29 protein-coding genes and 1 pseudogene are annotated in these 26,134 nt (G+C 60.2%); 18 read left to right on the top strand and 12 right to left on the bottom strand.

The window, feature by feature from the left end:
* Positions 1 to 185: 185 nt before the first annotated feature.
* Together AC1D2P_RS07860 and sutA are read left to right on the top strand one after the other, a co-directional pair.
* Positions 186 to 611, top strand: a complete 426-nt coding sequence (locus AC1D2P_RS07860) for a secondary thiamine-phosphate synthase enzyme YjbQ (protein WP_008030499.1) — start codon at positions 186 to 188, stop codon at positions 609 to 611.
* Positions 612 to 714: 103 nt separating this feature from the next.
* Positions 715 to 1,038, top strand: a complete 324-nt coding sequence (gene sutA, locus AC1D2P_RS07855; protein ID WP_008050867.1) for a transcriptional regulator SutA — start codon at positions 715 to 717, stop codon at positions 1,036 to 1,038.
* 91 nt (positions 1,039 to 1,129) lie between these two features.
* Here sutA and AC1D2P_RS07850 read toward each other — a convergent pair whose 3' ends face one another.
* Genes AC1D2P_RS07850 through lptM form a run of 6 tightly spaced genes read right to left on the bottom strand, consistent with a single transcriptional unit; the run spans position 1,130 to position 5,740 of the window.
* A complete protein-coding gene (locus tag AC1D2P_RS07850) occupies positions 1,130 to 1,834 on the bottom strand; it encodes an HAD family hydrolase (RefSeq protein WP_109785710.1) in 705 nt (234 codons plus the stop codon).
* Complete coding sequence (gene xerC / locus AC1D2P_RS07845; RefSeq protein WP_046032216.1) at positions 1,831 to 2,730, bottom strand: tyrosine recombinase XerC; 900 nt, start codon at positions 2,728 to 2,730, stop codon at positions 1,831 to 1,833. Before xerC ends, AC1D2P_RS07850 begins: the two co-directional genes overlap by 4 nt.
* Before the next feature lie 2 nt (positions 2,731 to 2,732).
* Positions 2,733 to 3,458, bottom strand: a complete 726-nt coding sequence (locus tag AC1D2P_RS07840) for a DUF484 family protein (protein ID WP_109785709.1) — start codon at positions 3,456 to 3,458, stop codon at positions 2,733 to 2,735.
* A 13-nt stretch (positions 3,459 to 3,471) separates the two neighbouring features.
* Complete coding sequence (gene dapF / locus AC1D2P_RS07835; protein ID WP_477757417.1) at positions 3,472 to 4,302, bottom strand: diaminopimelate epimerase; 831 nt, start codon at positions 4,300 to 4,302, stop codon at positions 3,472 to 3,474.
* A gap of 4 nt (positions 4,303 to 4,306) precedes the next feature.
* Entirely contained in the window at positions 4,307 to 5,554 is a 1,248-nt protein-coding gene (gene lysA, locus AC1D2P_RS07830; protein ID WP_046032219.1) for a diaminopimelate decarboxylase, read from the bottom strand.
* 9 nt (positions 5,555 to 5,563) lie between these two features.
* Positions 5,564 to 5,740: an LPS translocon maturation chaperone LptM gene (lptM, locus tag AC1D2P_RS07825; RefSeq protein ID WP_046032220.1), complete on the bottom strand. Its 177-nt coding sequence runs from the start codon at positions 5,738 to 5,740 to the stop codon at positions 5,564 to 5,566.
* Positions 5,741 to 6,068: 328 nt separating this feature from the next.
* On the opposite strand from lptM, the gene cyaY reads away from it, so the two are divergent.
* The 3 genes from cyaY to rnk all read left to right on the top strand — a co-directional run bounded on the left by cyaY (position 6,069) and on the right by rnk (position 7,329).
* The gene (cyaY, locus tag AC1D2P_RS07820; protein ID WP_046032221.1) at positions 6,069 to 6,401 is read left to right on the top strand and encodes an iron donor protein CyaY; all 333 of its coding nucleotides are present in this window, start codon (positions 6,069 to 6,071) and stop codon (positions 6,399 to 6,401) included.
* Positions 6,402 to 6,405: 4 nt separating this feature from the next.
* Positions 6,406 to 6,624, top strand: a complete 219-nt coding sequence (locus tag AC1D2P_RS07815; protein WP_077431049.1) for a DUF1289 domain-containing protein — start codon at positions 6,406 to 6,408, stop codon at positions 6,622 to 6,624.
* A 294-nt stretch (positions 6,625 to 6,918) separates the two neighbouring features.
* On the top strand, positions 6,919 to 7,329 hold the full coding sequence (gene rnk / locus AC1D2P_RS07810; protein ID WP_046032222.1) for a nucleoside diphosphate kinase regulator: 411 nt from the start codon (positions 6,919 to 6,921) through the stop codon (positions 7,327 to 7,329).
* A gap of 6 nt (positions 7,330 to 7,335) precedes the next feature.
* On the opposite strand, the gene AC1D2P_RS07805 is transcribed toward rnk, so the two are convergent.
* The 3 genes from AC1D2P_RS07805 to AC1D2P_RS07795 all read right to left on the bottom strand — a co-directional run bounded on the left by AC1D2P_RS07805 (position 7,336) and on the right by AC1D2P_RS07795 (position 11,138).
* Entirely contained in the window at positions 7,336 to 10,179 is a 2,844-nt protein-coding gene (locus AC1D2P_RS07805; RefSeq protein ID WP_109785707.1) for a class I adenylate cyclase, read from the bottom strand.
* Between the two features lie 192 nt (positions 10,180 to 10,371).
* Complete coding sequence (locus AC1D2P_RS07800; RefSeq protein ID WP_077431052.1) at positions 10,372 to 10,617, bottom strand: TIGR02647 family protein; 246 nt, start codon at positions 10,615 to 10,617, stop codon at positions 10,372 to 10,374.
* A 236-nt stretch (positions 10,618 to 10,853) separates the two neighbouring features.
* Entirely contained in the window at positions 10,854 to 11,138 is a 285-nt protein-coding gene (locus AC1D2P_RS07795) for a hypothetical protein (RefSeq protein WP_109785705.1), read from the bottom strand.
* 124 nt (positions 11,139 to 11,262) lie between these two features.
* On the opposite strand from AC1D2P_RS07795, the gene AC1D2P_RS07790 reads away from it, so the two are divergent.
* A complete protein-coding gene (locus AC1D2P_RS07790) occupies positions 11,263 to 11,922 on the top strand; it encodes a glutathione S-transferase family protein (RefSeq protein WP_109785704.1) in 660 nt (219 codons plus the stop codon).
* Positions 11,923 to 12,014: 92 nt separating this feature from the next.
* On the opposite strand, the gene argH is transcribed toward AC1D2P_RS07790, so the two are convergent.
* A complete protein-coding gene (argH, locus tag AC1D2P_RS07785) occupies positions 12,015 to 13,409 on the bottom strand; it encodes an argininosuccinate lyase (RefSeq protein ID WP_109785703.1) in 1,395 nt (464 codons plus the stop codon).
* 335 nt (positions 13,410 to 13,744) lie between these two features.
* On the opposite strand from argH, the pseudogene AC1D2P_RS07780 reads away from it, so the two are divergent.
* The 8 genes and pseudogenes from AC1D2P_RS07780 to rsd form a co-directional block, all read left to right on the top strand.
* Positions 13,745 to 13,870 (top strand): annotated as a pseudogene (locus tag AC1D2P_RS07780) (sensor histidine kinase); the annotation flags it as partial.
* Positions 13,867 to 14,613 (top strand): LytR/AlgR family response regulator transcription factor, encoded by a 747-nt coding sequence (locus AC1D2P_RS07775; RefSeq protein WP_046032227.1) that lies wholly within the window; start codon positions 13,867 to 13,869, stop codon positions 14,611 to 14,613. The pseudogene AC1D2P_RS07780 and the gene AC1D2P_RS07775, both read left to right, overlap by 4 nt.
* 139 nt (positions 14,614 to 14,752) lie before the next feature.
* The gene (gene hemC, locus AC1D2P_RS07770) at positions 14,753 to 15,694 is read left to right on the top strand and encodes a hydroxymethylbilane synthase (RefSeq protein ID WP_046032228.1); all 942 of its coding nucleotides are present in this window, start codon (positions 14,753 to 14,755) and stop codon (positions 15,692 to 15,694) included.
* Complete coding sequence (locus AC1D2P_RS07765; RefSeq protein WP_109785702.1) at positions 15,691 to 16,458, top strand: uroporphyrinogen-III synthase; 768 nt, start codon at positions 15,691 to 15,693, stop codon at positions 16,456 to 16,458. The genes hemC and AC1D2P_RS07765 overlap by 4 nt, the downstream gene beginning before the upstream one ends.
* A 16-nt stretch (positions 16,459 to 16,474) precedes the next feature.
* Positions 16,475 to 17,629, top strand: coding sequence for a uroporphyrinogen-III C-methyltransferase (locus tag AC1D2P_RS07760; RefSeq protein ID WP_109785701.1), 1,155 nt, complete (start codon positions 16,475 to 16,477; stop codon positions 17,627 to 17,629).
* The gene (locus AC1D2P_RS07755; protein ID WP_109785700.1) at positions 17,626 to 18,864 is read left to right on the top strand and encodes a heme biosynthesis protein HemY; all 1,239 of its coding nucleotides are present in this window, start codon (positions 17,626 to 17,628) and stop codon (positions 18,862 to 18,864) included. Before AC1D2P_RS07760 ends, AC1D2P_RS07755 begins: the two co-directional genes overlap by 4 nt.
* A 229-nt stretch (positions 18,865 to 19,093) precedes the next feature.
* Entirely contained in the window at positions 19,094 to 19,645 is a 552-nt protein-coding gene (locus AC1D2P_RS07750) for a disulfide bond formation protein B (protein ID WP_477811374.1), read from the top strand.
* Positions 19,646 to 19,822: 177 nt separating this feature from the next.
* Complete coding sequence (rsd, locus tag AC1D2P_RS07745; protein WP_109785698.1) at positions 19,823 to 20,281, top strand: sigma D regulator; 459 nt, start codon at positions 19,823 to 19,825, stop codon at positions 20,279 to 20,281.
* Between the two features lie 58 nt (positions 20,282 to 20,339).
* Here rsd and AC1D2P_RS07740 read toward each other — a convergent pair whose 3' ends face one another.
* On the bottom strand, positions 20,340 to 21,005 hold the full coding sequence (locus AC1D2P_RS07740) for an FKBP-type peptidyl-prolyl cis-trans isomerase (RefSeq protein WP_046032234.1): 666 nt from the start codon (positions 21,003 to 21,005) through the stop codon (positions 20,340 to 20,342).
* A 192-nt stretch (positions 21,006 to 21,197) separates the two neighbouring features.
* Here AC1D2P_RS07740 and AC1D2P_RS07735 point away from each other — a divergent pair, with 192 nt between their 5' ends.
* On the top strand, positions 21,198 to 22,349 hold the full coding sequence (locus AC1D2P_RS07735; protein WP_109785697.1) for an AlgP family protein: 1,152 nt from the start codon (positions 21,198 to 21,200) through the stop codon (positions 22,347 to 22,349).
* Here the strand turns inward: AC1D2P_RS07735 and AC1D2P_RS07730 are convergent.
* Positions 22,346 to 22,810: a TIGR02444 family protein gene (locus AC1D2P_RS07730; RefSeq protein WP_046032236.1), complete on the bottom strand. Its 465-nt coding sequence runs from the start codon at positions 22,808 to 22,810 to the stop codon at positions 22,346 to 22,348. The genes AC1D2P_RS07735 and AC1D2P_RS07730 overlap by 4 nt on opposite strands.
* A gap of 50 nt (positions 22,811 to 22,860) precedes the next feature.
* Here AC1D2P_RS07730 and AC1D2P_RS07725 point away from each other — a divergent pair, with 50 nt between their 5' ends.
* From AC1D2P_RS07725 to rhtB, 3 genes are all read left to right on the top strand, one after another.
* Positions 22,861 to 24,771, top strand: coding sequence for an ATP-binding cassette domain-containing protein (locus AC1D2P_RS07725; protein ID WP_077431056.1), 1,911 nt, complete (start codon positions 22,861 to 22,863; stop codon positions 24,769 to 24,771).
* Complete coding sequence (locus tag AC1D2P_RS07720; protein ID WP_109785696.1) at positions 24,771 to 25,352, top strand: mechanosensitive ion channel family protein; 582 nt, start codon at positions 24,771 to 24,773, stop codon at positions 25,350 to 25,352. Before AC1D2P_RS07725 ends, AC1D2P_RS07720 begins: the two co-directional genes overlap by 1 nt.
* A 115-nt stretch (positions 25,353 to 25,467) precedes the next feature.
* Positions 25,468 to 26,100, top strand: coding sequence for a homoserine/homoserine lactone efflux protein (gene rhtB, locus AC1D2P_RS07715; protein ID WP_046032239.1), 633 nt, complete (start codon positions 25,468 to 25,470; stop codon positions 26,098 to 26,100).
* Positions 26,101 to 26,134 lie beyond the last annotated feature (34 nt).

The following is a 26,134-nucleotide window of genomic DNA, read 5'->3' as shown; positions in this document are numbered from 1 at the left end:
CCGGGCATTTTTTTGTCCGGAATTTGTCAGTGGAGGAGCTGCTGAAAGGTTTTTTCGTACACGTTCAGGTTTGTTTACGACGGGCGTTTTTCTGCGGCCAATGGCTTACATGATTGAAGGAATATTAGGGCCTTTGTTTTTTCCCAGAGCGCGCTAGAATGCGCCCCGAACGTGCGGAGAACTGTATGTGGCAACAGACTCTGATTACTCTGCGGGCAAGGCCCCGGGGCTTTCATCTGGTAACGGACGAGTTACTCGCCGGCCTGCCTGAACTCAAGGCGTGTCGGGTCGGTCTGTTGCATTTGTGGCTACAGCATACCTCGGCGTCGTTGACCATCAACGAGAACGCCGATCCGGCGGTACGTCGCGACTTCGAACGGTTTTTCAATCGTCTGATCCCACAAGGAACAGACGGCTATGAGCATAACGACGAAGGCCTGGACGACCTCCCGGCGCACTTCAAGGCCAGCGTGCTTGGCTGTCAGCTCAGTTTGCCGATCTCGGCAGGCCGACTGGCGTTGGGTACCTGGCAAGGCGTTTATCTGGGCGAGCACCGTGATTTTGGCGGTGCCCGTAAAGTCCTTGCCACCGTGCACGGTGAAGAGGCATGAACCGCTGGTCACCAGCGGTTATTGAATTTTTCCGGCGACTGTCGACAGACGGTAAAGCTGGGCTATAACTAATCTGCTTTTCGCAAGAGTCATGAGGTAGAACATGAGCGACGATGATCTGGAAAACGACGACCTCGAAGTAGGCGACGACGACGAAACCGAAGAAGGTCTGGAAGCAGCGGCCGAAGACGTCGCTGAAGACGATGGCGGTGATGCGCCCGTTCCGACTGCAAAAGGCAAAGCCAAGGCTGCGGTATCGGTCGATGAGCTGCCGAGCGTTGAAGCCAAAAACAAGGAGCGCGATGCTCTCGCGCGGGCCATGGAAGAGTTTTTGGCCAAGGGCGGCAAGGTGCAGGAAGTGGAGGCCAACGTGGTCGCCGATCCTCCCAAGAAGCCTGATAACAAGTACGGCAGCCGGCCTATCTAAGCGCCTGCCACTTGCTTGCTGAAAAAGCCCGCCGTCGCTGCGGGCTTTTTCATGGGTGGTACAAGTATCTTGGGCTGGTGTGATTTCCGGGTTAGTGTCGGGAGTTCCACAGGGCCAACAACGCCGGCAATTCAGTCAGGCTGCGAATCTGCGCATCCGGTGCCGTATCGGCTTCCCAGGCTTTTCCGGTCGGGTTGAACCAGATCGCTCGCATCCCCGCCTGCTGCGCGCCAGCAATGTCATCACCCGGATGATCGCCGATATGCACCGCCGTCTCGGGTGTGGCCCCTCCGCGTTGCAGTGCTTCATGAAACAGGCGTGCATCGGGTTTGGCGATGCCGATGTCTTCGGCGCACAAGGCAAACTTGAAGTAATCCGCCAGCCCTAATCGGCGCACATCGGCATTGCCATTAGTGACCACGCCCAAGGCGTAATGTTTGGCCAGCATCTGCAGCGTCGGCTCGACTTCAGGGAACACGTTGATCTGATGTCGCGCATGCAAAAACACTTCGAAGCTTTTATCGGCAAGATCGTTTGCCTGGTCATGGTCGTAACCGGCCTCTTCCAGTGCATGGAACAACACGCGGCGACGCAACGCGCTGATGCGGTGCTTGAGGCCTGGCTCATTGCCCAGGATTCGCTCGCGGATCGCCCACAAATGCTCCACCGGCACCGCTCCAAGGCTCGGCGCATGCTCGGTCAGCCATTCACGCAATACGGCTTCGGCGCTGAGGATCACCGGGGCGGTGTCCCACAAGGTGTCGTCGAGGTCGAAGGTGATCAATTGCAGGGTCATGAGTCGTCGCCTTTCATGCGTTTGGCCCGTGGATGGGCGCTGTCGTAAACCGTGGCCAGGTGCTGGAAGTCCAGGTGGGTGTAGATCTGGGTGGTCTTGATGTCCGAGTGGCCAAGTAATTCCTGCACCGCGCGCAGATCCTGCGAGGACTCGAGCAAGTGGCTGGCAAAGGAGTGTCGCAGCATGTGCGGGTGCAGGTTTTGCCCCAGCTCGCGCTCGCCGGCAGCTTTGACCCGCACCTGAATGGCCCGGGGGCCGAGGCGCCGGCCTTGCTGGCTGACAAACACCGCGTCGTCCGCAGGGTTGGTCATGGCCCGCAACGGCAGCCACTGTTCCAGCGCTTCGCGAGCCTTTTTACCCACAGGCAGCAAGCGGGTCTTGCTGCCCTTGCCGAGCACTTGAACCATGCCATCGGCCAGATCCAGCTGATCCAGATTGAGCCCGGTCAGTTCGGAAAGGCGCAATCCCGAGGAATAGAACAGCTCCAGAATGGCCTGGTCCCGTCGCGCCAGGAAATCATCCTCGACGGCGCCTTCCAGCAATTGCAGCGCGCGGTCGGTGTCGAGGGTTTTCGGCAGGCGACGCTCACCCTTGGGCGGCGCCAGACCGTTGGCCGGGTCGTGGTCGCAAAGGCCTTCGCGATTCAGATAGTGATACAGCCCGCGCACCGCCGATAACAGTCGCGCCAGGCTACGCGATGACTGGCCTTGTGCATGCAGGCGGGCGATCAGGCTACGCAGGCGCTGGATGTCCAGCGCGGCCCAGCTGTCGATGTTCTGTTTAGCGCACCAGCCCAGCACTTTGTCGAGGTCGCGGCGGTAGGCGTACAGCGTGTGAGGCGACACCTGTCGCTCACTGCGCAGGTGTTCGCAGTAAGCGTCCAGTTGCCTTTCCATGATCAGCGGACCGAGCGCAGGGAGCTGTTGACCCGTGGCAGCACGCGGCCCATGACTTCGGCGATGTAGCTCAGGAACAAGGTGCCCACCGAGCTTTTGTAGTGCTGCGGGTCGCGGCTGGCGATGGCCAGGATGCCGTGGATGCCTTGATAGCTGATCGCGACGACGGCGGTCGAGCCGATCTGCTTGCGCTGTTCCTCACCAAACAGGAAGTCCAGTTCGTGTTCACGCAGGCTGCCGCTGACGCTTTTGTCTTCCGAGAGCAAGCCACCGATGGCCGTTTGCGCCTCGGCGTGAGTCACCCAGCGGCCCACCGGCATCGGATTGTCACCCAGCAAAATCAGGCTGACGAAAGGCACCTGGAAGTCCTGGCGCAGGCTGTCTTCGACGCTGATCACCACGTCTTCCAGGCTGCTGGCGTCCATCAGCGCGAGAATCAGGCGGCGGGTCTTGTCGAAGAGGCGGTCGTTGTCGCGGGCGACGTCCATCAAGTGCGAAAGGCGATGGCGCAACTCGATGTTGCGATCGCGCAGGATGGTCATCTGGCGTTCGACCAGCGAGATGGTATCGCCACGTCGGTGCGGAATGCGCATGGCCGGGAGCAATTCTTCGTGTTCGACGAAGAAATCCGGATGAGCCTCCAGGTACGCGGCAATCGCCGCCGCCTCAAGGCTTTCGCTAGGGGCTTCGTCGGACTGCAGGGCGGGAACCTGGGGCTTGTCGGTCATGGGTTTAGCTCACTCAAAGACGCACTTGTCCTTCGTATACGCGTACTGCCGGGCCGGTCATCATGACCGGTTGGCCAGGGCCTGCCCATTCAATGGACAAGCGCCCGCCAGGCAGATCGATCAATAGCGGCGAATCCATCCACCCCTGGCTGATCGCGGCCACTGCGGCTGCGCAGGCACCGGTTCCACAGGCCTGGGTTTCCCCGGCACCGCGTTCCCAGACGCGCAACTGCGCGCGGCTGCGGTCGATGACCTGGAGAAAACCGACATTGACCCGCGCCGGAAAGCGCGGGTGATGTTCGATTTTCGGCCCCAGTTCATGCACCGGTGCATTGTTGACGTCGCTGACCCGCAGCACGGCATGGGGGTTGCCCATGGACACGGCGGCCAGTTCGACTGCACTGCCATCGACGTCGACCTGGTAGTTCAGCGCCTGTTCCGGGGCGACAAACGGGATGTCGGCCGGCACCAGGCGTGGTGCGCCCATGTTGACGCTGATCTGGCCGTCGCTGCGCACATCGAGCTCGATGATGCCGCTTTTGGTTTCGACGCGAATCAGCCGTTTTGCAGTCAGGCGCTTGTCGAGCACGAAGCGGGCGAAACAGCGCGCACCGTTGCCGCACTGTTCCACTTCAGAGCCATCGGAGTTGAAGATCCGATAACGGAAATCCACATCCGGGTTGCTCGGCGCTTCGACGATCAGCAGCTGGTCAAAACCGATGCCGGTGTGCCGATCGCCCCAAAGCTTGACGTGCTTGGGCAGAATATGCGCGTGCTGGCTGACCAGGTCGAGGACCATGAAGTCGTTGCCCAGGCCGTGCATCTTGGTAAAACGCAGCAGCATGGGGTTACTCCGGCAGCAGGCTTTCGCCAGCAAACAACTCGGCTACCGTCTCACGGCGACGCACTTCAACTGCCTGATCACCGTCCACCAACACTTCAGCGGCACGGCCGCGGGTGTTGTAGTTGGAACTCATGACAAACCCATAGGCGCCGGCCGAATGCACAGCCAGCAGGTCGCCTTCTTCCAGGGCCAACTGACGATCCTTGGCCAGGAAGTCGCCGGTTTCGCAAATCGGGCCGACGATGTCGTAGGCACGAGGCGCAGTATCGCGAGGGCGCACGGCGGTCACGTCCATCCAGGCCTGGTACAGCGCCGGGCGGATCAAGTCGTTCATGGCGGCATCGACGATAGCGAAGTCTTTGTGTTCGGTGTGCTTGAGGTACTCGACCTGTGTCAGCAGCACGCCGGCGTTGGCCACGATGAAGCGACCAGGCTCGAACACCAGGGCCAGATCACGACCGTCGAGGCGCTCGCGCACGGCTTTGATGTAGTCGCCGGCCAATGGCGGTTCTTCGTCGCGATAACGCACGCCCAAACCACCACCGAGATCGATGTGGCGCAGGTAGATGCCGCAATCGCCGAGGCGATCGACCAGGCCCAGCAGGCGGTCGAGGGCATCGATGAACGGTGGCAGGGTGGTCAGTTGCGAACCAATGTGGCAATCGACACCGACGATTTCCAGGTTCGGCAACTGAGCGGCGCGGATGTACACGTCTTCGGCGTCAGCAATGGCGATGCCGAACTTGTTCTCTTTGAGACCGGTGGAAATATACGGGTGGGTGCCCGCATCGACGTCCGGGTTCACCCGCAGCGAGATCGGTGCGCGAACGCCCAGTTCGGCGGCGACCACTTGCAGACGCTCCAGCTCATCGGTGGATTCGACGTTGAAGCAGTGCACGCCGACTTCCAGGGCGCGACGCATGTCGTCACGGGTCTTGCCGACACCGGAGAACACGATCTTGTCGGCACTGCCGCCAGCGGCCAGAACACGTTCCAGTTCACCACGGGAGACGATGTCGAAACCGGCGCCCAAACGCGCCAGGACATTCAGCACGCCCAGGTTGGAGTTGGCCTTGACCGCAAAGCAGACCAGGTGCGGCATGCCCGCCAGCGCATCGGCGTAAGCCAGATATTGAGCTTCGATGTGCGCGCGAGAGTAGACGTAGGTCGGTGTGCCGAAACGTTCGGCGATGGCAGACAGCGCCACACCTTCCGCGAACAGCTCTCCGCCACGGTAATTAAAAGCGTCCATGGCGTTCCCTTATTGGTAGACGTCGTGCTTGTGTGCTTTGGAGGCAGGCTGCTGTTGCGAGGACTTGGCCTGTTCGACAGGGTCCTGGTCTTCGTCTGGCAGATACAGCGGGCCTTTTTGACCACAGGCCGACACAAGGCAGGCAACCGCGACGAGCGCAGCAAGGGAAGAGATCAGGCGCTTCATGGCGAAATCCTTGAAAATGCGTTAATTGCGCCGGAGTATACCGGCCACCCGGCAGCTTGCCTATGCGATGGGGCTCCCGTCCGGCGGGGCTTGGCTGATGCCGGCGGGCCAGGTGCAATCCTTGTGGGAGCAGGCTTGCCCGCGAAAGCGGTGGTCCGGTCAACAAAGATTTTGAATGGGCCGGCCCCTTCGCGGGCAAGCCCGCTCCCACAGGTACAGCGTTTGATGTACCTATGTCGGCCCTTGATCGTTATCCTTTGCAATCACCGGGGCTCGCCCGTATCTTGCGGCGCTTGAGCGTGAACAGACACTTTTTGAGGTTGCCGCAATGAGTTTGACTGAAGCCCGTTTCCACGATCTGGTCGATGCCACCCAGCAGACGCTGGAAGATATTTTCGACGAGAGTGGCCTGGATATTGATCTGGAAAGCTCGGCCGGTGTGCTGACCGTGAAGTTCGAAAACGGCAGCCAGTTGATCTTCAGCCGTCAGGAGCCCCTGCGTCAGCTGTGGCTGGCGGCGGTCTCCGGTGGTTTCCACTTCGACTACGACGAAGAGAGCGAGCGCTGGATGTGCGACAAGAGCGAAGAACAGTTGGGCGAAATGCTCGAGCGCATCGTCAAGCAGCAAGCTGACGTCGAACTCGATTTCGAAGGCCTGTGAAATCGTGACCCAGCCTGCGCCCGTTCGTCCGCCCAAACCGCTCTACAGCAATGTCAGCCCGGCGGTGCCTTCGCCGTGCAGCGGTGTGTGTCGGCTGGATGAGCAGAAGGTCTGCCTTGGGTGTTTTCGCCATGTCGAAGACATCCGCGAGTGGCGCTCGGCGGATGATGAACGTCGACGGGTTATCTGCGCCCAAGCCTCACAGCGCAAGACCGCCACCTGAAGCCTTCAAGCGACCTGTAGCAGCTGGCGAAGCCTGCGTTCGGCTGCGTAGCCGTCGTAAAACCTGAATGCTCGTTACTCCTGATACACCCTATCGCCTGATTCCACGACTGCTACGCAGCCGAACGCAGGCTTCGCCAGCGGCTACAAAGTGCTTGGTCGCACCTGACTTGTATATTTATTGAGCTGTGATAGTGTCCAGAAACGCCTCAACCCATCGAGGCTCGTGAAAACCCCGCCTTTTTCTGGCGGGGTTTTGCTTTTTCTGTGCAGAAGAAAGGAGTCTGCCTTAATCATGACCGCACCTTCCATCACCCTTACCCGTCTGGACGTCCAACGTCTGGAGCGCCTGATCGACAGCCTGGATGACACGCTGCCAGGCGTCATCGCGCTGCAAACCGAACTGGATCGCGCCGATACCCTGGTTGGTCACGATGAAGTGCCCGCCGATGTCGTGACCATGAATTCCCGTGTGCACTGCCGTGAAGAAAGCAGTGGCAAGGACTATCACCTGACCCTGGTTTACCCCAAGGATGCCAATGCCGACGAAGGCCGGATTTCCATTCTGGCGCCGGTGGGCAGTGCTTTGCTCGGTCTGAAAGTCGGTCAGCACATCGACTGGCCAGCGCCGGGCGGCAAGACCCTCAAACTGACGTTGCTGGAAGTTGAATCCCAGCCTGCCAATGGCGGCGACTTCCCGGAATAACGCCCCTCAGACCTGTTCGAGTGCCTCGTTCAACGAGCGCTCCAGGTCAGCCTTGTAGCGCAGGTACAAATTGCTTGAACTCTGTTCGTCACCGGGCAGGCCCGAAAGGTCCAGGTCGGTGATGTAGCAGCGATAGCGTTCGGTTTCGCGACGCTGCTCGACGATTTCTTGTGCGACCACGCTGAACAGTTGGTCGCCATGTTCCAGTTCTGAAAACTCTCGTTGATTGCAATACAACGTCACCTGCACCTTTCCCGGTGCGGCTTTGCCGATGATCGCCTGGACGTCGTAGAACGGTTTGTTGGCCGGCGTTTGCGGCGCGGGCCGCGCTTCGACCCGACGCGCTCGTCCGGGGCCGGAAGGCAGCAGTTGGTAATACAAGGTGTCGAGGCTCAAGGGCTGGGCCGCGTCCATCGGCAACAAGGCATCGCGTCGGTACTGAATCGATTGCAGGAAGCGTTGCAGTGGCACCAGCAGGCTTTGTTCATCGTGATAAGGCAAGCGTTGTTGCCACAGCGCATTGAATTCATCGAGGACATACAAGTCGGCCTGGTCTTCGTTGATTCGGTAGAACACTTGGATGCACTCGGGTTGCCCCATCGGCAGAAGCAGTGCCAGGTCGTGGTCTTCCAGTGCCATCGGGTCCAGGTGCAGCGGGCTGTACGCTGTCAGTTCCTCGCCCAGGTAATCGATCAGTGCCGGCAAGGTGGCGAGGGCAACGTGATTGACCTGGCCGGGCACCAGCTCAAGCACGTGGTAGTGCTGCTGGACCTGAATCAGGTAACGGTGATTGAGATTGCTCAATAACAGGTTTTGCGCTGTATCGAGGACCTCTTCGACGCGTCGCGCAATGAACTGCGCGCGGTTGTGACAGAAACAGCGAACCCGCAATCGAGGCTGCGCCAACCCGCTTGGAAGGTTGTTGAGGTAAGCGCGCAGGCAGTCGAGCAGGGCATGAGGGCCGTCGTAGCGGCTGACCAGCACTTCGTTCCAGCTGTTGAGCGTGACCTGGTCCAGCGTCAGCACCAGGTTTTCGCGCACCCCGGCGTAGCTCAACGAGTCGGTGCGCTCGGTGGTCATCAGGATGTTCAGATCGCGATGATGCTTGAGCGGGTCGACGCCAACGTTCACCAGAATCAACACCTCGCTCGGTACGCTGGCGCGCAGCAACGTCTCTTCTGCAACGGTGGCCAGGGGGAGCGCAATGCTCTGTTGCAGGCTACCGAGCAGGTTGAACAGTTCGAACTCGCTCAAGTCGCTGGCGCCAGGGTGCAGGGCGAGCCGCGTGCTGCTGTCGATCACGCCATTGCGGTGGCACCAGGTGAGTAATTCAAGCAATTGGCGGCTGCGCTTTATCGGCGCGAAATGCTCCCACTCTTGAGCGGTCAGGCTGCCGTTGTACAAACCCCACTGGGTTTGCCCCGGCTCTTTCTTGTTGGGCGCCTGCACCAGTGTCAGGGTGTCTTCGGCCAAGTCCGGGGCGATGCCCGGGTTGATGAACTCGACCTTGTCGGCCTTGCGCTCGAAGGCCGCGTATAGCCGTCGACCCAGCACGTTGAGGTCGCGCTTGTTGATCAGGCTGACAGTTTGTTCGCTGCGGGCGAACTGAGTCAGGAAGCGGTAGCTGTAGTTCAGCTCGTTGACCAGGGCACGGCGTTCAGCGCTGACCTGGCGGACTTTCCACTGGCTGCGGCTATCAAGCAGCGCCAGTTGCCGTTGATCCCAGCCCCATTCTTGAGCCAGCCGCTCCAGCAGTGAACGCTGCCAGCTCTGAGCGCGGCTGCTGCCGGTGAGTTTGCGATTGACCTTCAGGTACAGGGCGCGCCGCACCAATTCCAGCCGTTCCGGTTCGCCCCGGGCCGTGAGGTATTCCTCGATGCGCCGGTAGACCACGATATAAGGGTCCAGCTCGTCGAGGTCCAGTTGATTGGCGAACACGGCTTGTTTGAAACGCAGGCTCAGGCAATGAACCTCGGGGTGTTCGCTGGCGTAGACCTCGGTCAGTAGCAGCTTGAGCACGGACTTGTAGGGGGACTCGATGCCCTTGAACAACTGCCAGAGGCCGGCGCCAATGAATTCACCGGGCGGAATGTAGGCCAAATGCCCGAGGTCCAGGCTTTCGTCGGCGCGGATGAAGCGTTTGGACAGGAGCGTGTGGGTGTACCGGTCGTAGGCGGATTCGTCGTAGACCGGCACCAGCCACCAGATTGGCGTACGACCTGCCAGCCAGATCGCAGTGCGGTAGAACTCGTCCAGCAGCAAGTAATGCTGGGTGGTGCCGCAGTCTTCGGAGCTCAACTGGGTATCGCGCTCGCCGAGCACGAAGCGCGTCGGGTCGATCAGGAAGAAATGCGCCTCGGCGCCCAGGCTCGTGGCCCAGACCTCCAGCAGTTGGCACTTTTTACGCAGCTCCGCGAGTTCGCTTTCGCTGAGGTCCGGTGCATGGCACACCCAGACGTCCATGTCGCTCTGATCGGCTTGAGCCAGCGTACCAAGGCTGCCCATCAGGAACAGGCCGTGGATTGGTCGCGGCGGGTTGCTGCCATGGCGCGGCTTGTAAGAAAACGAGCGGGTCAGGCGTTGGGCTTCAGCGAGGGCATTGGCGTCGGGCTCGAAGTTCGACAGTCCGGCCGGCGTGCTGCCGGACACATACCCTGGCAACAACGGATGATTCACGTGGAAAAACAGCGGCAGCAGCGTCAGTACTGTTTGCTGGCGGGTCGACAACCCCTCCATGGCACGGGCCATGCGGCCTTCATTGAGTTTTAGAAAGCGGGCGCGCAGTTGGCTGAGAACCTTGCGGTCGATTCCCTCGTCCAGATCGGGGCGGATTTCATGGTTGCGGGTCATGTCAGCTCAAACCGGCTCGCGAGGCTCGGACGTGGGGTCGGCGGATGAGGGGCAGTTTAGCGCCTCGGGCCTGGCACTTTTAAGCTGATTTTGGATTTTGACGTCAGATTTATATCGCGGGTTGATGGCGGCTCAGCAAGTTTGCCCGCGGAAATCCCGTCGCAGGGGTTTCCGTGGGCGATGCGGTGATCTTCAGGCTGTTTCTGCGACACTCAGAATGGTCAGTACTGTTTGCACATTTTGTGCAGCATCACGCCCCAGGCTGGTCAGGTAACCGCCATCGGGCTGGTCGATCAGTTCCTTTTCATGCAGGCGTTTGGCGGCGGCGATGTGTTTCGGGGCAGCGGTCTGATGAATTTTCAAACCTTCCTGGGAACTGTCCAGGTTGAAGAGTGCGAGGACTTCCAGTTCGGCAACCAACTCAGGGGTAAGCGACATAAGGACTCCAGACTTTCTAGGAATTGGACGACAGCGCCCCTAAGGTGAGCCCACTTGTGCGGCATGTCCAGTGCTCGCGACAGGGATTTTTCGCCTCGGGAAGCATTCCCCGGCAGGAGGTGCGGCAGCGGGGTGCTGTAGGAGCAAGGCTTGCCCGCGATTGCCGCGCCGCGACCTGTCAGACGGATCGTGCCATCGTTCATCGCGGGCAAGCCTTGCTCCTACCGGTTTCTGACTTACTTCTTTTCCGGCGGCAGTTCTGGTAGCGCGCGCAGTGCCGCTTCGTACCATTCTGTGTTGAACGCGCGGTCTTCTTCGAGGATCGCGTCGATTTCTACCGCTAAAACGTGGGCCATCAGGTTGAGAATTTCTTCCCGCTCGTAACCCACCAGGGTCAACTTGTTGAACGTTGCCTTGGCTGCAGGCGGGTTATCGCTTTCGATCTGGTTTTCGATGGCTTCGATCAGGGTGTTTTCGGTGAACTCTTCTTCGTCGTTATCGATGTCTGTCGGCTCGCTCATGGCAGGCTCCTCAAGTTAAGGCGGCCAGTTTACCTGCATTCAGCGCTGTGATGCTGCTGGCAAGAATCGCTGCGACGTTCTATAAAACAGGACTGCCAACCCCGCACGGCCTGGAGGCTTTGTGATGCTCAAGCTTTATGGATTTTCCGTCAGCAACTACTACAACATGGTCAAACTGGCGCTGCTCGAGAAGGGACTGCCGTTCGAAGAAGTGGCGTTTTATGGCGGCACTACCCCGCAAGCACTGGCCATCAGCCCGCGCGGTAAAGTGCCGGTGCTGCACACCGAGCACGGTTTTATCAATGAAACCGCGGTGATTCTCGAATACATCGAGCAGAGCCAGCAAGGCACGCCGCTGCTCCCAAGCGATCCTTTCGAGCGTGCGCAAACCCTGGCGCTGGCCAAGGAAATCGAGCTGTACATCGAGTTGCCGGCGCGCATGTGCTACGGCGAGGCGTTTTTTGGCGTGCAGATACCAGAGGCGATCAAGGAGCGGAGCAAAGCCGAGCTGTTGCTGGGTTTTGCCTCGTTGGCCCGGCACGGCAAATTCGCCCCGTATGTGGCGGGCGACAGCTTGAGCGTGGCGGATTTGTATTTCCTTTATAGCGTGCCGCTGGCCAGTGCCGTGGGGCAGAAGCTGTTTGGTATCGATCTGTTGGCAGAAATGCCGGAGGCAAAAGCGCTGTTGCAGCGGCTTGAGCAGAATCCGCATGTGCAGAAGATTGCAGCGGACAAGGAAGCGGCAATGCCGGCGTTTTTGGCGATGGTCGCGGCCAAGAAGTGAGTTTTTAGTGCTCTGAAGTCAGTCGTCGCGAGCAGGCTTACTCCTACAATGGAATGCGTTCCCCTGTAGGAGTGAGCCTGCTTGCGATGCTTTTAGCGGCTAGCCAAAAGTGCCTGACCGCGCGCAACAGCGGCCTTTACCTGCGTCGGTGCAGTGCCGCCGATATGGTTGCGAGCGTTCACCGAACCTTCCAGCGTCAACACCGCAAATACGTCCTGATCGATCTGGTCGCTGAATTTACGCAGCTCTTCCAGGCTCATTTCCGCCAGATCCTTACCGCTTTCCACGCCATACTTCACGGCGTGGCCAACGATTTCGTGGCAGTCGCGGAACGGCAGGCCACGGCGTACCAGGTAGTCAGCCAGGTCGGTGGCGGTGGAGAAACCGCGCAACGCTGCTTCGCGCATCATTGCGTGCTTGGGTTTGATGGCCGGGATCATGTCGGCAAAGGCGCGCAACGAATCGCGCAGGGTATCGGCGGCATCGAACAGCGGCTCTTTGTCTTCCTGGTTGTCCTTGTTGTAGGCCAGCGGCTGGCCCTTCATCAAGGTCAGCAGGCCCATCAGAGCGCCGAAGACGCGGCCGGACTTGCCACGAACCAGTTCCGGTACGTCAGGGTTTTTCTTTTGCGGCATGATCGAACTGCCAGTGCAGAAGCGGTCCGGCAGATCAATGAACTGGAACTGCGCGCTGGTCCACAGCACCAGCTCTTCGGAGAAACGCGACAAGTGCATCATCGCGATGCTTGCCGCCGAGCAGAACTCGATGGCGAAGTCACGATCGGACACGTTGTCCAGCGAGTTGCCGCCAACGGCGTCGAAGCCCAGCAGCTGCGCGGTGTATTCGCGGTCGATCGGGTAGGTGGTGCCGGCCAACGCGGCGCTGCCCAATGGCATGCGGTTGGTGCGTTTGCGGCAGTCGACCAGGCGCTCGTAGTCGCGGCTGAGCATTTCGAACCAGGCCAGCATGTGGTGCCCGAAGGTCACTGGCTGCGCGGTTTGCAGGTGAGTGAAGCCCGGCATGATGCTGCCTGCCTCGCGCTCGGCCTGTTCCAGCAAGCCTTTTTGCAGGCGGGTGATTTCGGCGAGGATCAGATCGATCTCGTCACGCAGCCACAGGCGGATGTCGGTGGCAACCTGGTCGTTACGACTACGGCCGGTGTGCAGTTTCTTGCCGGTGACGCCGATGCGGTCGGTCAGGCGTGCCTCGATGTTCATGTGCACGTCTTCGAGGTCGATGCGCCAGTCGAACTGGCCGGCCTCGATTTCGCCCTGAATGGTGTTCAGGCCATCGATGATGCTGTCGCGCTCGGCATCGGTCAGCACGCCGACCTTGGCCAGCATGGTGGCGTGGGCGATCGAGCCCATGATGTCGTGGCGATACAGGCGCTGGTCGAAAGTGACGGAGGCGGTGAAGCGGGCGACGAAGGCGTCGACGGGTTCACTGAAGCGGCCGCCCCAGGACTGATTGGTCTTGTCAGTGCTCATGAATTCGCTCGTATCGGCTGGAGAAAAGTGACGTTGAAAGCTGTCGCGGATAATAACAGGGTTGCCAATCCTGTCGCTGACACTGGTCGATACGTTTTTTCTTATACCTCGGTCCATACTCAAGGTGAGAGTTTGGAAAATTGCGCAACGATATTTTTCAATTGAGCAATAACGTCCCGGCAACCGTCTACAGTTGGACAGTAGGAACTGCGCACTTCTCGGTGCGGCCACTGACTATAAGAAGAGGGGGTGTTCATATTGTGTATCGGAAAACCCACGGCGATATCTCGCCAACGCGGGCCAGAGCCTCCAGTCACGCGGCAGTTGAAAATTTAGCCGCCGATCTCGCGGCACTTTTTGGCCCTCGCGCTAGTCTTAGCGTGGATCGCGGTGACGGACGTCACTTCACCTGTCTACGCTATCCTTGTGCGAGACTCACGCAGGAATCCAGCGCAATATGAATGTCCTGATCGTTGATGACGAACCCCTGGCCCGCGAGCGCCTGAGCCGAATGGTCGGTGAACTCGAGGGATACAGTGTCCTGGAGCCTAGCGCCACGAACGGCGAAGAGGCGTTGGCACTGATCGACAGCCACAAACCGGATATCGTGTTGCTCGATATCCGCATGCCAGGCCTTGATGGCCTGCAAGTGGCTGCGCGGTTGTGCGAACGCGAAACTCCGCCCGCTGTGGTGTTTTGTGCAGGACCCGATGAATTTGCCGTGGAAGCCTTACAGGCCAGCGCCGTAGGCTATGTGGTGAAACCCGTGCGTACTGAACATCTTCACGAAGCATTAAAGAAAGCCGAGCGCCCCAATCGCCTCCAGCTCGCCGCCCTGACTCGCCCCGCCGCCGAAAGTGGCAGCGGTCCCCGCAGTCATATCAGCGCGCGAACCCGCAAAGGCATCGAGCTGATCCCGTTGGATCAGGTGGTCTACTTCATTGCCGATCACAAATACGTGACCCTGCGCCACGAAGGTGGCGAGGTGTTGCTGGATGAACCGCTCAAGGCCCTTGAGGATGAGTTCGGCGACCGATTCGTGCGTATTCACCGCAACGCTCTGGTCGCCCGCGAACGTATCGAGCGGCTGCAACGCACGCCTCTGGGRCATTTCCAGCTGTTTCTCAAAGGCCTGAACGGTGATGCATTGATCGTCAGTCGGCGCCATGTGGCCGGCGTGCGCAAAATGATGCAGCAGCTTTAACTCGCCGTTCGCAGGCGGGTTGCATCGCTGATTGCGGACAATCCCGGGCCAGGGAGGCCACGCAGTATCTGATACAAGTCAAAGTGGATTTGGCTGAGCTGTTATTATCCGCCGTATCTATTTCAGTACGGATTGATCCATGTCCTCTCGCGAAATCCGCATCGCCACCCGCAAAAGCGCCCTGGCCCTATGGCAGGCCGAATACGTCAAAGCCCGTCTGGAAGAGGCCCATCCTGGCCTGCTCGTGACGTTGGTGCCCATGGTCAGTCGCGGCGACAAGTTGCTGGACTCTCCGCTGTCGAAAATCGGCGGCAAGGGTTTGTTCGTCAAAGAGCTGGAAACCGCGCTGCTGGAAAATGAAGCCGACATCGCTGTGCACTCCATGAAAGACGTGCCGATGGACTTCCCCGAAGGGCTCGGCCTGTTTTGCATCTGTGAGCGCGAAGACCCTCGCGATGCTTTCGTCTCAAACACGTACGCCAGCCTGGATGAATTGCCCCCGGGCAGTATCGTCGGCACGTCCAGCCTGCGCCGTCAGGCCCAGTTGCTCACCCGTCGTCCGGACCTGGAAATCCGTTTCCTGCGTGGCAACGTCAATACGCGCCTGGCCAAGCTCGATGCCGGTGAATACGACGCCATCATCCTTGCCGCGGCGGGCTTGATTCGCCTGGGCTTCGAAGACCGTATTACGTCGGCGATCAGCGTCGACGACAGCTTGCCTGCTGGTGGACAAGGCGCAGTCGGTATCGAATGCCGCACAGCCGACAGCGAAATTCACACCTTGCTGGCACCGTTGCACCATCAGGACACCGCCACTCGCGTGACGGCCGAACGTGCCCTCAACAAACACTTGAACGGCGGCTGCCAGGTCCCCATCGCCTGCTATGCCGTGCTTGAAGGTGAGCAGGTCTGGTTGCGTGGCCTGGTCGGAGATCCGAACGGTGGCCTGTTGCTCAGCGCCGAGGGCCGTGCGCCACGTGCAGATGCCGAAACCCTGGGTGTGAAAGTCGCCGAGGATCTTCTGAGTCAGGGCGCCAACGACATTCTGAAAGCGGTCTACGGCGAGGCAGGTCACGAGTGACAGGTTGGCGCCTGCTGCTGACGCGCCCTGCGGATGAGTCAGCGGCGCTGAGCCATGCGTTGGCCGAAGCGGGGATTTTCAGCAGCTGCTTGCCGCTTTTGGAAATCGGTCCGATTGCTGTCTCTGACACCATGCGCGAGGTGATCCGGAAACTGGATCGCTTCAGCGCGGTAATTGTCGTCAGCAAACCGGCTGCCAGAATCGGCGTCGACCTGCTCGGCCAATTCTGGCCTCGGCCACCGTCACTGAAGTGGTTCAGCGTAGGCGCAGCCACCGCACAGATCCTCGATGAAAGTGGTCTGGATGTGAGCTTCCCGGCGGAGGGTGACGACAGTGAAGCCTTGCTTGAACTTGCTACTTTGCGCGAGGCTATTGCCGGGCCTGAACCGCGGGTGCTGATCATGCGCGGGGAGGGTGGTCGCGAGCTACTGGCTGAGCGTTTGCGCGAGCTTGGTGCTAGTGTCGAGTATCTGGAGTTGTACCGTCGCAGATTGCCTGAATACCCGGCTGCGGAGCTGGTCGAGCGGGTCCGGGCGGAACGCTTGAACGGGCTGGTGGTCAGCAGTGGGCAAGGTTTTGAGCACCTGCATCAACTGGCCGGCGATGCCTGGCCACAGTTGGCGCGGTTGCCGTTGTTTGTTCCAAGCCCCAGGGTCGCCGAGCTGGCACGCGCTGCCGGGGCCCAAACAGTTGTGGATTGTCGCGGCGCCAGTGCCGCGGCTTTGCTGGCGGCGTTGCGGGAGCATCCCGAACCCGTTCTCTAATGCAAAGGATGGATACGTGAGCGAAACTGCCTTGCCTAAAGATGACGACCAGCCAGTGCGTGATGCACAGGTTGAAACTCCGGTTGAAACGGCGCCACCTGCTGACGTGCAGCGCCGAGGCAATGGGCTGGCAATCGTCGCACTGCTGCTGGGTGCTGCCGGGGTCGCCGTGGGCGGTTGGGGTGTCTGGCAGGTGCGTCACCTGCAAGCCAATAACCAGCAACAACTGGCTCAGGTGCAGGCGCTGAACGATCAGGCGCAAAGCCTCAAGCTCAACGAGCAGCGCATTACTGCACGGCTGGAGCAGTTGCCTGCCGTCGATGAGCTGCAAGCGCGCAGCCGCCTGGTGACGCAGTTGCAGGGTGATCAACAACGCCTGAACCAGCGACTTGAAACCATCCTCGGTGCCAGCCGCAAAGATTGGCGCCTGGCCGAGGCCGAGCATTTGCTGCGTCTGGCCAGCCTGCGACTCTCGGCATTGCAAGACATCAGCAGCGCCCAGGCGTTGGTGCAGGGTGCCGACGATATTCTTCGTGAACAGAACGATCCGGGCTCTTTTGCCGCTCGCGAGCAAGTGGCCAAAACCCTGGTGGCGTTGCGCAGCACCGAGCAACCGGATCGCACCGGGTTGTTCCTGAGACTGGGCGCTTTGCGTGATCAGGTGATTGACCTCACCGAACTGGCGCCCGAGTACAAGGACCGGGGTGAATCACTGCTGGGCCTGACCGCCGATGGTGACGGTGCCAGTCGCTGGGCGCAGTGGTGGGATCAGATCTCCCGCTACATCCGCATCGACTTCAATGCTGACAAAAATGTGCGTCCATTGTTGGCCGGGCAGAGCCTGAGCCAGGTGCGCCTGGCCCTGAGCCTGGCGCTGGAGCAGGCGCAATGGGCCGCGCTCAATGGTCAGGCTGCGGTTTACACCCAGGCGCTGGCGGAAGCGCGGGATGTGTTGACCGGCAACTTCAATCCGGACAACCCCCAGAGCAAAGTGATGCTTGAGCAGGTTGGCGAGTTGAGCAAACAACGGGTCACCGTGGTGACGCCGGACCTGACCGGCACGCTGAGCGCGGTTCAGGGGTATCTGGAGCGGCGTAACGTCAACGCCGAGGACTCGATCAAGCCGATGGCTAAACCTGCCGCAGGTACCGCTCAGGAAGCAACGCCATGAAACGTCTCTATGTGATCGTGTTCCTGGTGATCGCCGCGGCCGCCGCGCTAGGGTTGGCGATTGCCGAACATGCCGGTTACGTGCTGATTGCCTACAAAAGTTTTCGTTATGAATCGAGCCTGTGGGCGACGCTGGCGTTGGTCGCGGTCCTGTGGCTGCTGTTTTGGGGCATCAAGGTGCTGGTTGAGCTGGTGATGACGTCCAGTGGCGTGGTCAATCCCTGGTCGAACCGAAATCGCAGCCGCCGCGTGCAAGTGGCGATAGAACACGGTCAGCTGGATTTGGCGGAAGGTCGCTGGGCAAGTGCGCAGCGTCATTTGCAACGGGCTGCGGAGGCCGAACGCCAACCGCTGCTTTACTACCTCGGCGCGGCTCGCGCCGCGAACGAACAAGGTCACTACGAAGAAAGCGACAATCTGCTGGAGCGTGCACTGGAGCGCCAGCCGCAGGCCGAACTGGCGATCGCCTTGAACCATGCACAATTGCAGACTGACCGGGGCGATACCGACGGTGCGCTGGCGGCCCTTCAAGCCATGCATGAGCGTCATCCGCACAACGCGCAGATGCTGCGACAGCTACAGCGTCTGCTTCAGCAGCGTGGCGACTGGTCGGCGGTGATTCGCCTGTTGCCCGAGCTGCGCAAGGATAAAGTCCTGCCGCCCGCTGAACTGGCTGAACTGGAGCGTCGTGCGTGGGGTGAAAACCTGTCCCTGGCGGCGCATCGGGAAGACGATGGCAAGGTTGGTCTGCAATCGCTCAGCCGCGCCTGGCAGCAGCTCACTTCGGCTCAGCGTCAGGAACCTCAGCTGGTGCTGGCGTATGCCGAGCAATTGCGGCAGCTGGGCGCGCAGGTCGAAGCGGAAGAGGTTTTGCGCACGACCCTCAAACGTAAATACGACAGTCATCTGGCGCGTCTTTACGGACTGGTTCGCGGCAGCGATCCGGCTCGGCAGTTGCAAACGGCTGAGGGCTGGCTCAAGGATCATCCGGCCGACCCAAGCCTGTTGCTGACACTGGGTCGCTTGTGTCTGCAAAACAGCCTTTGGGGCAAGGCGCGTGATTACCTGGAAAGCAGCCTGCGGGTTCAGCGTAACCCGGAAGCCTGCGCGGAACTGGCGCGGCTACTGGCACAGCTCGGTGACACGCAACGCAGTAATCAGCTGTTTCAGGAAGGCCTGGGCATGCTCGATGAGCGCCTGCTGGCAGCACCGCTGCCGACGTTGGCTCACGCTTGAAGTCTTGGGCAAGGGGCGCTCGAAAGGGCGATCCGCATGCTCAAAATTCTTCTGGTGTTTGGCTTTGTAGTCTTTGATCGGCCTTGTCCTACATGGGACTACACCAATTCCTCTCGACGCCGTCGGGAATTCCCTACGCTTCTGGTGAAGTGTCCGTGCAGACCTGCCTTGAAAGGCCGGCGCGCTTTCCTCTACCGTAACCACCTGTCTCTATTGGTACGGAAATGCCATGTCTTTGGCCTGCTCACGCTCCTTGTTTTTCATGGTTTTCATTACAGGCTCCCTGGCCTTGGGCGTTTCCTATTACCTGGAATATGCGGTCGGACTCAAACCCTGCGGCTTGTGCCTTTTGCAACGGCTTTGCCTGGCGTTGCTAACGGGTATCAGCCTGGCAGCCTCGGTGCTGGGGCCTGGGCGCTTTGGATCGTTCCTGTATTGGTYGTCCGGATTTTTCTGCAGCCTCGTGGGCACGGCTACGGCGTGGCGGCAGATTCTGCGGCAAAGTGATCCGGCGCATCAGCTAACCATGTGCTCGTCCAGCCTGGAATCCTTGCACCAGAACATGCCCTGGGTATGCCGGGTCACGCAGATGTTTAAAGGGGAGGGCGATTGTGACGAGATTTCCTGGACGTTGTTCGATCTGAGCATTCCGGAATGGAGCCTGCTGCTCTTTGTCGCGATGACGATTCTGGGGAGCTATCAGTTGCTTCGCATCGTCTGGCTTGCGTGTGAACGACCGCTCAGCGGCAAGTCGTCGCACCGGGTGCGGATGGGCGATTAAACACTTGTATGAACTTTATCGCCTGCGTACCTTGAAGCCACAGTCGCGCGGGCATAATCTGGCCCGCACGTGTCATTGGAATTATGTTGCTCGATGACGCTCTGCCTGACCGCCCACTGACGTAACAAGAGGCGAGCAGGCATAGAGCAGCTGACCCACAAGGGAAGAGAGATCACCATGCTCGAAAGTTGTCAGAATGCTCAGGAACGCTGGGGCGGAGTGCACCTGCTGATCGACCGCTGGTTGCAGGAGCGCAAAGATCTGATCGATGCATACGACAAGCTCGGTGCAAAGCCTGAAACGCTGAGCGAAGACCGAAAGCCCTTGCAGGAATTCTGCGGCGTGCTGGTCGATTACGTGTCTGCCGGGCACTTCGAGATCTACGAACAGTTGACGGGGGAGGCCAAGGCCTTCAACGACAAGCGTGGTCTGGAGCTGGCCGAGACCCTTTACCCACGCATCGACGTTATCACCGAGAAGCTGCTGGCGTTCAACGACCTGTGTGATGCGGGCAAGTGCGTCGCGGAGAAATTCAAGGAGCTGGGTGGCCTGTTGCACGAACGCTTCGAGCTGGAAGATTGCTTGATCGAAGTGCTGCATACCGCTCACAAGGAAGAGGATTCGGTTCAGGCCTGAACCTATTCCCGCAGGCTAAAAACGGTGCGCTATGCGCGCCGTTTTTTGTGCCTGCCATTCAGCTGGTGGCGCCGCGCAATTCGACTTCAAATACCAGCGGTGTGAACGGTGCGATCAGGTCGCCGGCACCGTCCGCGCCGTAAGCCTGGGACGATGGAATCACCAGGCGCCATTTCGCACCGACGGGCATGTTTTGCAGTGCACTGCGCCAACCGCTGATGACGCTGTCGAGACTGAACCACTGTGGCGAACTGTTCTGATCGAACACGGTGCCATCAGGCAGGCGTCCGATATACAAAACCTGCACCTTGCCGTTAGGGCCAGCCTTGGCTCCCGTGCCGGGAGTCAGCTCCGTCAGCAACACGCCATCAGCTAATTCCCGAACACCCGGCTTGGCTTTTTCTTCGGTGAGAAAGCGCTGCTCTTTTTCGAGTGCGGCCTCGCTTTGCGGGAGGGCGGGTTGCTCGGCGAGTTGGGCCTCATGCTCGGCCAGGATCTGGTCGATCTGTTCGTCTTTCAATGCCAGCGGCTTGCCTTGATACGCTTGTTGCAGACCTTCCAGCAGTGCCTGAAGTTGCAAATCCGGAACCTCCTGGCGAAGGCGTTCGCCCAGGCTCGCGCCGAGGCTGTAAGCAAGATCGTGAGCGTTTTTTGCGGCGGTTTTTTCGTCAGCTTGAGCCACCGAAAAAATCACGCACAGCGATAAAAAAAGGTAGCGCGACATGGGCACTCTCCGACCTGGGATGCGGTGGATTATGCCAGTGTGATTGCGCAGAAAGGTGAACTGGTTTTGCGCAAGCGCAGAAGATTTTCGATTCGTTGCAACGCAGCGCTTTGGATACTGTCAACATGCCCTAGCGGCGGTAGCAGCAGAGGTCTAGTATGAGCCGCACCCACGTCAGCCAGGAGGTAAACCATGTCGGCCACCAAGAAGCCTGTAAATACCCCGTTGCACTTACTCCAACAACTCTCGGGCAGCCTGCTCGAGCATCTGGAAAACGCTTGTTCCCAAGCCTTGGCTGATGCTGAAAAACTGCTCGCCAAACTGGAAAAGCAGCGCGGAAAAGCGCAAGAGAAACTGCACAAATCCCGTACCAAATTGCAGGACGCTGCGTCGGCCGGCAAGGCCAAGGCACAAGCCAAAGCCAAGGACGCAGTGAAAGAGCTTGAGGAGTTGCTCGATGCCCTCAAGGGTCGTCAGTCGGAAACTCGCGGCTACATTCTGCAACTCAAGCGTGATGCTCAGGAAAGCCTGAAATTGGCCCAGGGCGTCGGTCGCGTTCAAGAGGCTGTCAGCAAGGCGTTGTCCCTGCGTGCAGCCAAACCTGCTGCGGCACCTGCCAAGAAAGCCGCTGCCAAACCCGCTGCTGCAAAAGCACCGGCCAAGCCTGCTGCCAAACCCGCCGCCAAAGCGCCGGTGAAAGCCGCAGCCAAACCTGCCGCCAAACCGGCGGTGAAAAAACCAGTCGCTGCCAGCGCTGCGAAGCCTGCCGCAAAACCAGCGGCGAGAACTGCAGCCGCCAAACCAGCCGCCGCGAGAACCGCCGCTGCCAAACCGGCTGCCAAAGCGCCTGCCGCCAAACCTGCTGTGGCAAGAACTGCAGTAGCCAAGCCAGCAGCCAAGCCAGCCGCTAAACCGGCTGTTAAAACTGCTGCTGCGAAACCGGCCGCTAAACCTGCCGTGGCCAAAACCGCTGCCGCGAAACCAGCCGCAAAACCGGCAGTAAAAACCGCAGCAAAACCTGCCGTTAAAATTGCGGCCAAACCTGCTGCCGCCAAGCCAGCCGCTGCCGCGAAACCAGCAGCCAAGCCAGCCGCCGCCAAACCAGCTGTTGCCAAGCCTGTTGCAAAACCAGCGGCCAAGCCTGCTGCAGTCAAGCCAGCCGCAAAACCCGTCGCTGCCAAACCAGTCGCCGCTGCCAAACCGACCCCTGCGCCCGCTGCCAAGCCAGTGACGCCAGCGCCAGTTGCATCGACTGCACCCGCCGCAACCACCTCGACAACCACGCCTGCGCCAACGCCAGCCGCACTGTCGAACTCCAGCACCAACCCAACCAGCGCTTCCTAAGTGCCGGTTACCGCGACGCGCAGCTCAAGCAGCGCGTCGCGGTCCAGGTTGGCGGCGCCTGCCGCCATACCTTCCAGCCAGGCCGTTAGATCGGTCGCCTCATTCTGCGGCCAGCTCTGCGCCGATCGCTCCAGTCGCAACAACAGATGTCGCTCGGCTTCCAGTTCCAGTGCCTGCACTTGCTCGCGCAATTTTTTCAGCTCGGAGTCCTTCGTTGCGACGGCTTTCCAGCGCATGCGCAATGCGCGCAACGGTTGCACGACATCCCCATCCCAAGGTTCCGCCACCGCGCGCAGCCTCTTGATTCGATGCTCGTTGCAGGCGACGCCACGCTCCCCCAGCCACAATCCACAGAGCAGCAAACACACATTCACGCCGGCCGACTGCAGTTGCAGGCACGCGTGTTCAACGCCGGGACGGGCGTAAGTCGTCAGGGAAAAGCTCCACAGGTCAGAGGACATAGTGCTACTCGCGCCAGTTGCGAGCGAAGCTGGTAGACTCCGCCGCCATTATGATTCGACTTCAGAACCTGACTTTACAGCGTGGCCCTCAACGTCTGCTAGAAGACGCCGAGCTGACCCTGCACGCCGGCCACAAAGCCGGCCTCATCGGTGCCAACGGCGCCGGCAAATCGAGCCTGTTCGCCTTGCTTCGGGGCGAACTGCACCCGGACTCGGGTGATTGCTTCCTGCCGGCCGACTGGCGCATCGCCCACATGCGCCAGGAAGTCGATACGCTCGAACGCCTGGCGGTCGACTACGTGCTCGATGGCGACCTGCGCCTGCGCCAGGTGCAACGCGACCTCGCCGCAGCCGAAGCGGCGCATGACGGTGCCGCTCAGGCCCGCCTGCACGCGGAACTCGACAGCGCCGACGGTTACACCGCCGATGCCCGGGCCCGCAAGTTGCTGGCCGGCCTTGGATTCACCAACGAGCAGATGGATCGTCAGGTAGGAGATTTCTCTGGTGGTTGGAGGATGCGTCTGAACCTGGCGCAAGCTTTGATGTGCCCCTCGGACTTGTTGCTACTCGACGAACCGACCAACCACTTGGACCTCGACGCCATCATCTGGCTCGAAGAGTGGCTCAAAAGCTACCCCGGCACTTTGATGCTGATTTCCCACGACCGGGACTTCCTCGATGCCGTGGTCGATCACGTGGCTCACGTCGATCAACGCAAGATCACCCTGTACCGCGGTGGTTATAGCGCCTTCGAACGCGCCCGCGCCGAACGTCTGGCCCAGCAGCAGCAGGCCTACGAGAAGCAGCAGGCGCAACGTGCGCACATGGAAAGCTACATCGCCCGCTTCAAGGCCCAGGCCACCAAGGCCCGTCAGGCCCAGAGCCGGATCAAGGCGCTGGAACGGATGGAAGAACTGTCCGCCGCCCATGTCGATTCACCGTTCGATTTCGTTTTCCGCGAATCACAGAAAATCTCCAGCCCGCTGATCGATCTGTCCGATGCCCGGCTGGGTTATGGCGACAAAGCCGTGCTGGAGAAGGTCAAGCTGCAACTGACCCCCGGTGCGCGGATCGGTTTGCTTGGCCCGAACGGTGCCGGTAAATCGACCCTGATCAAAAACCTGGCCGGTGAACTCGAGCCGTTGTCCGGCCGACTGACCCGTGGCGAGAACACCGTCGTCGGCTACTTCGCCCAGCATCAGCTGGACTCACTCGACTCCAAGGCCAGCCCGTTGCTGCACTTGCAGCGCCTGGCTCCGACCGAGCGCGAGCAGACCCTGCGCGACTTCCTTGGCGGTTTCGACTTCCGTGGTGCACGCATCGATGAGCCGGTGCTGAACTTCTCCGGTGGCGAGAAGGCCCGCCTGGCACTGGCGTTGATCGCCTGGGGCCGACCGAACCTGTTGCTGCTCGATGAGCCAACCAACCACCTGGACCTGGAAATGCGCCTGGCGCTGACCATGGCCCTGCAGGAATTCAGTGGCGCGGTACTGGTGGTCTCCCACGATCGCCATTTGCTCAAAAGCACCACGGACAATTTCTACCTGGTGGCGGACGGCAAGGTCGAGGAGTTCGACGGCGACCTGGAAGACTACACCCGTTGGCTGGTGGACTATCGCCAGCGCAATGCGCCGGTCAGCAACACACCGGTCAACCCGGACAAAACCGACAAGAAGGCCCAGCGTCAGGCCGCTGCTGCGTTGCGTCAGCAACTGGCGCCGCACAAGCGTGAGGCCGACAAGCTGGAAGCCGAGCTTGGCAAACTGCACGAGAAACTGGCGAAGATTGACGCCAGCCTGGGTGACAGCGACATCTACGAGCCGGCGCGCAAGAACGACTTGCGCGATCTGCTGGCCGAACAGGCCAGGTTGAAGGTGCGCGAAGCCGAACTGGAAGAAGCCTGGATGGAAGCGCTTGAACTGCTGGAAAGCATGCAGGCCGAGCTGGAGGCGCTGTCTTGATGGAGGCGTTCAAGCTGCCGTTGCCGGCAGACTGGATCGAACCCCTCTGGCTGGTCGTGCAAATCCTGCTGATTCTGCTGGCTGGCTATTTCACCCAGCGCTTCGTTGCCAAAGGCCTGACCCGACTGGGCGAGCGCTATCCGTTTCCGCCGCAGTTGCTGATGCCGCTACGCGGTGGATTGCGCTGGCTGATTATGGGCAGTGCGCTGATTTTCGTGCTGGAGCGCCTCGGGGTGTCGGCCACGGTTCTGTGGACCGCGCTGTCGGGCTTCGTTGCGGTGGCGGCGGTGGCGTTTTTCGCCATGTGGAGTGTGCTCTCCAACCTGCTGTGCGCGATCCTGATTTTCACCGTCGGCCCGTTTCGCCTCGGCGACGTGGTCGAGTTGGTGGACACCACCGACAAGCCCGGCGTCAAAGGCCGGGTAGTGGCGATCAATCTGCTTTACACCACGCTGATCGAAGCGGAAGAACTTGGCACCGGCAGTGCCATGGTTCAAGTGCCCAACAGCCTGTTCTTCCAGCGCTCGGTTCGACGCTGGCGCGGTACGGATGTATTCCCCTCGAGCGGTTTCGAAAAATAGCCGGGATGCCGACCACGCTGGTCGGCAGCCGCAATATCCTGCAAAAAATTGATGGTCATCAGCCCAAAGCCGCATTAGCTTAGACGTCTGTCACGAGTCTGAGTCGAGGTGTGCAATGGAGCTTCAAACATGGCTGGCGTTTTTTGCAGCCTGCTGGGTGATCAGTCTGTCACCCGGTGCCGGCGCCATTGCGTCGATGTCCAGCGGTCTGCAATACGGTTTCTGGCGCGGTTACTGGAACGCACTGGGCCTGCAATTAGGCCTGGCGGTGCAGATCGCGATTGTCGGCGCCGGTGTGGGCGCGATCCTCACCGCTTCAGCCTCGGCCTTCTATGCGATCAAATGGTTCGGCGTGGCGTACCTGGTTTACCTCGCCATCAAGCAATGGCGCGCGCTACCCAGCGACATGAGCGACGATGCCGCAGTGCGTCAGATTGGCAAGCCGATGGCGCTGGTGTTCCGCGGTTTCCTGGTCAACATCAGCAACCCCAAGGCGCTGGTGTTCATGCTGGCGGTGTTGCCGCAGTTCATTGATCCGCATGCACCGCTGCTGATCCAGTACCTGATCATTGGCGTGACCATGATCTGTGTTGATCTGATCGTCATGGCCGGTTACACCGGGTTGGCGTCCAAGGTGCTGCGCCTGTTGCGCACCCCCAAGCAGCAAAAACGCATGAACCGTACCTTTGCCGGGCTGTTCATCGGCGCGGCGGCGTTCATGGCGACGTTGCGTAAAGCCGCGGTGTAAAACCCGCGGACATAAAAAAGGCGACCTCTTCAGG

Source organism: Pseudomonas sp. P1_F1_2, from assembly GCF_056405815.1.
Note: the sequence above shows the minus strand (reverse complement) of the source record. Positions and strands in the feature narration are given on the sequence as shown.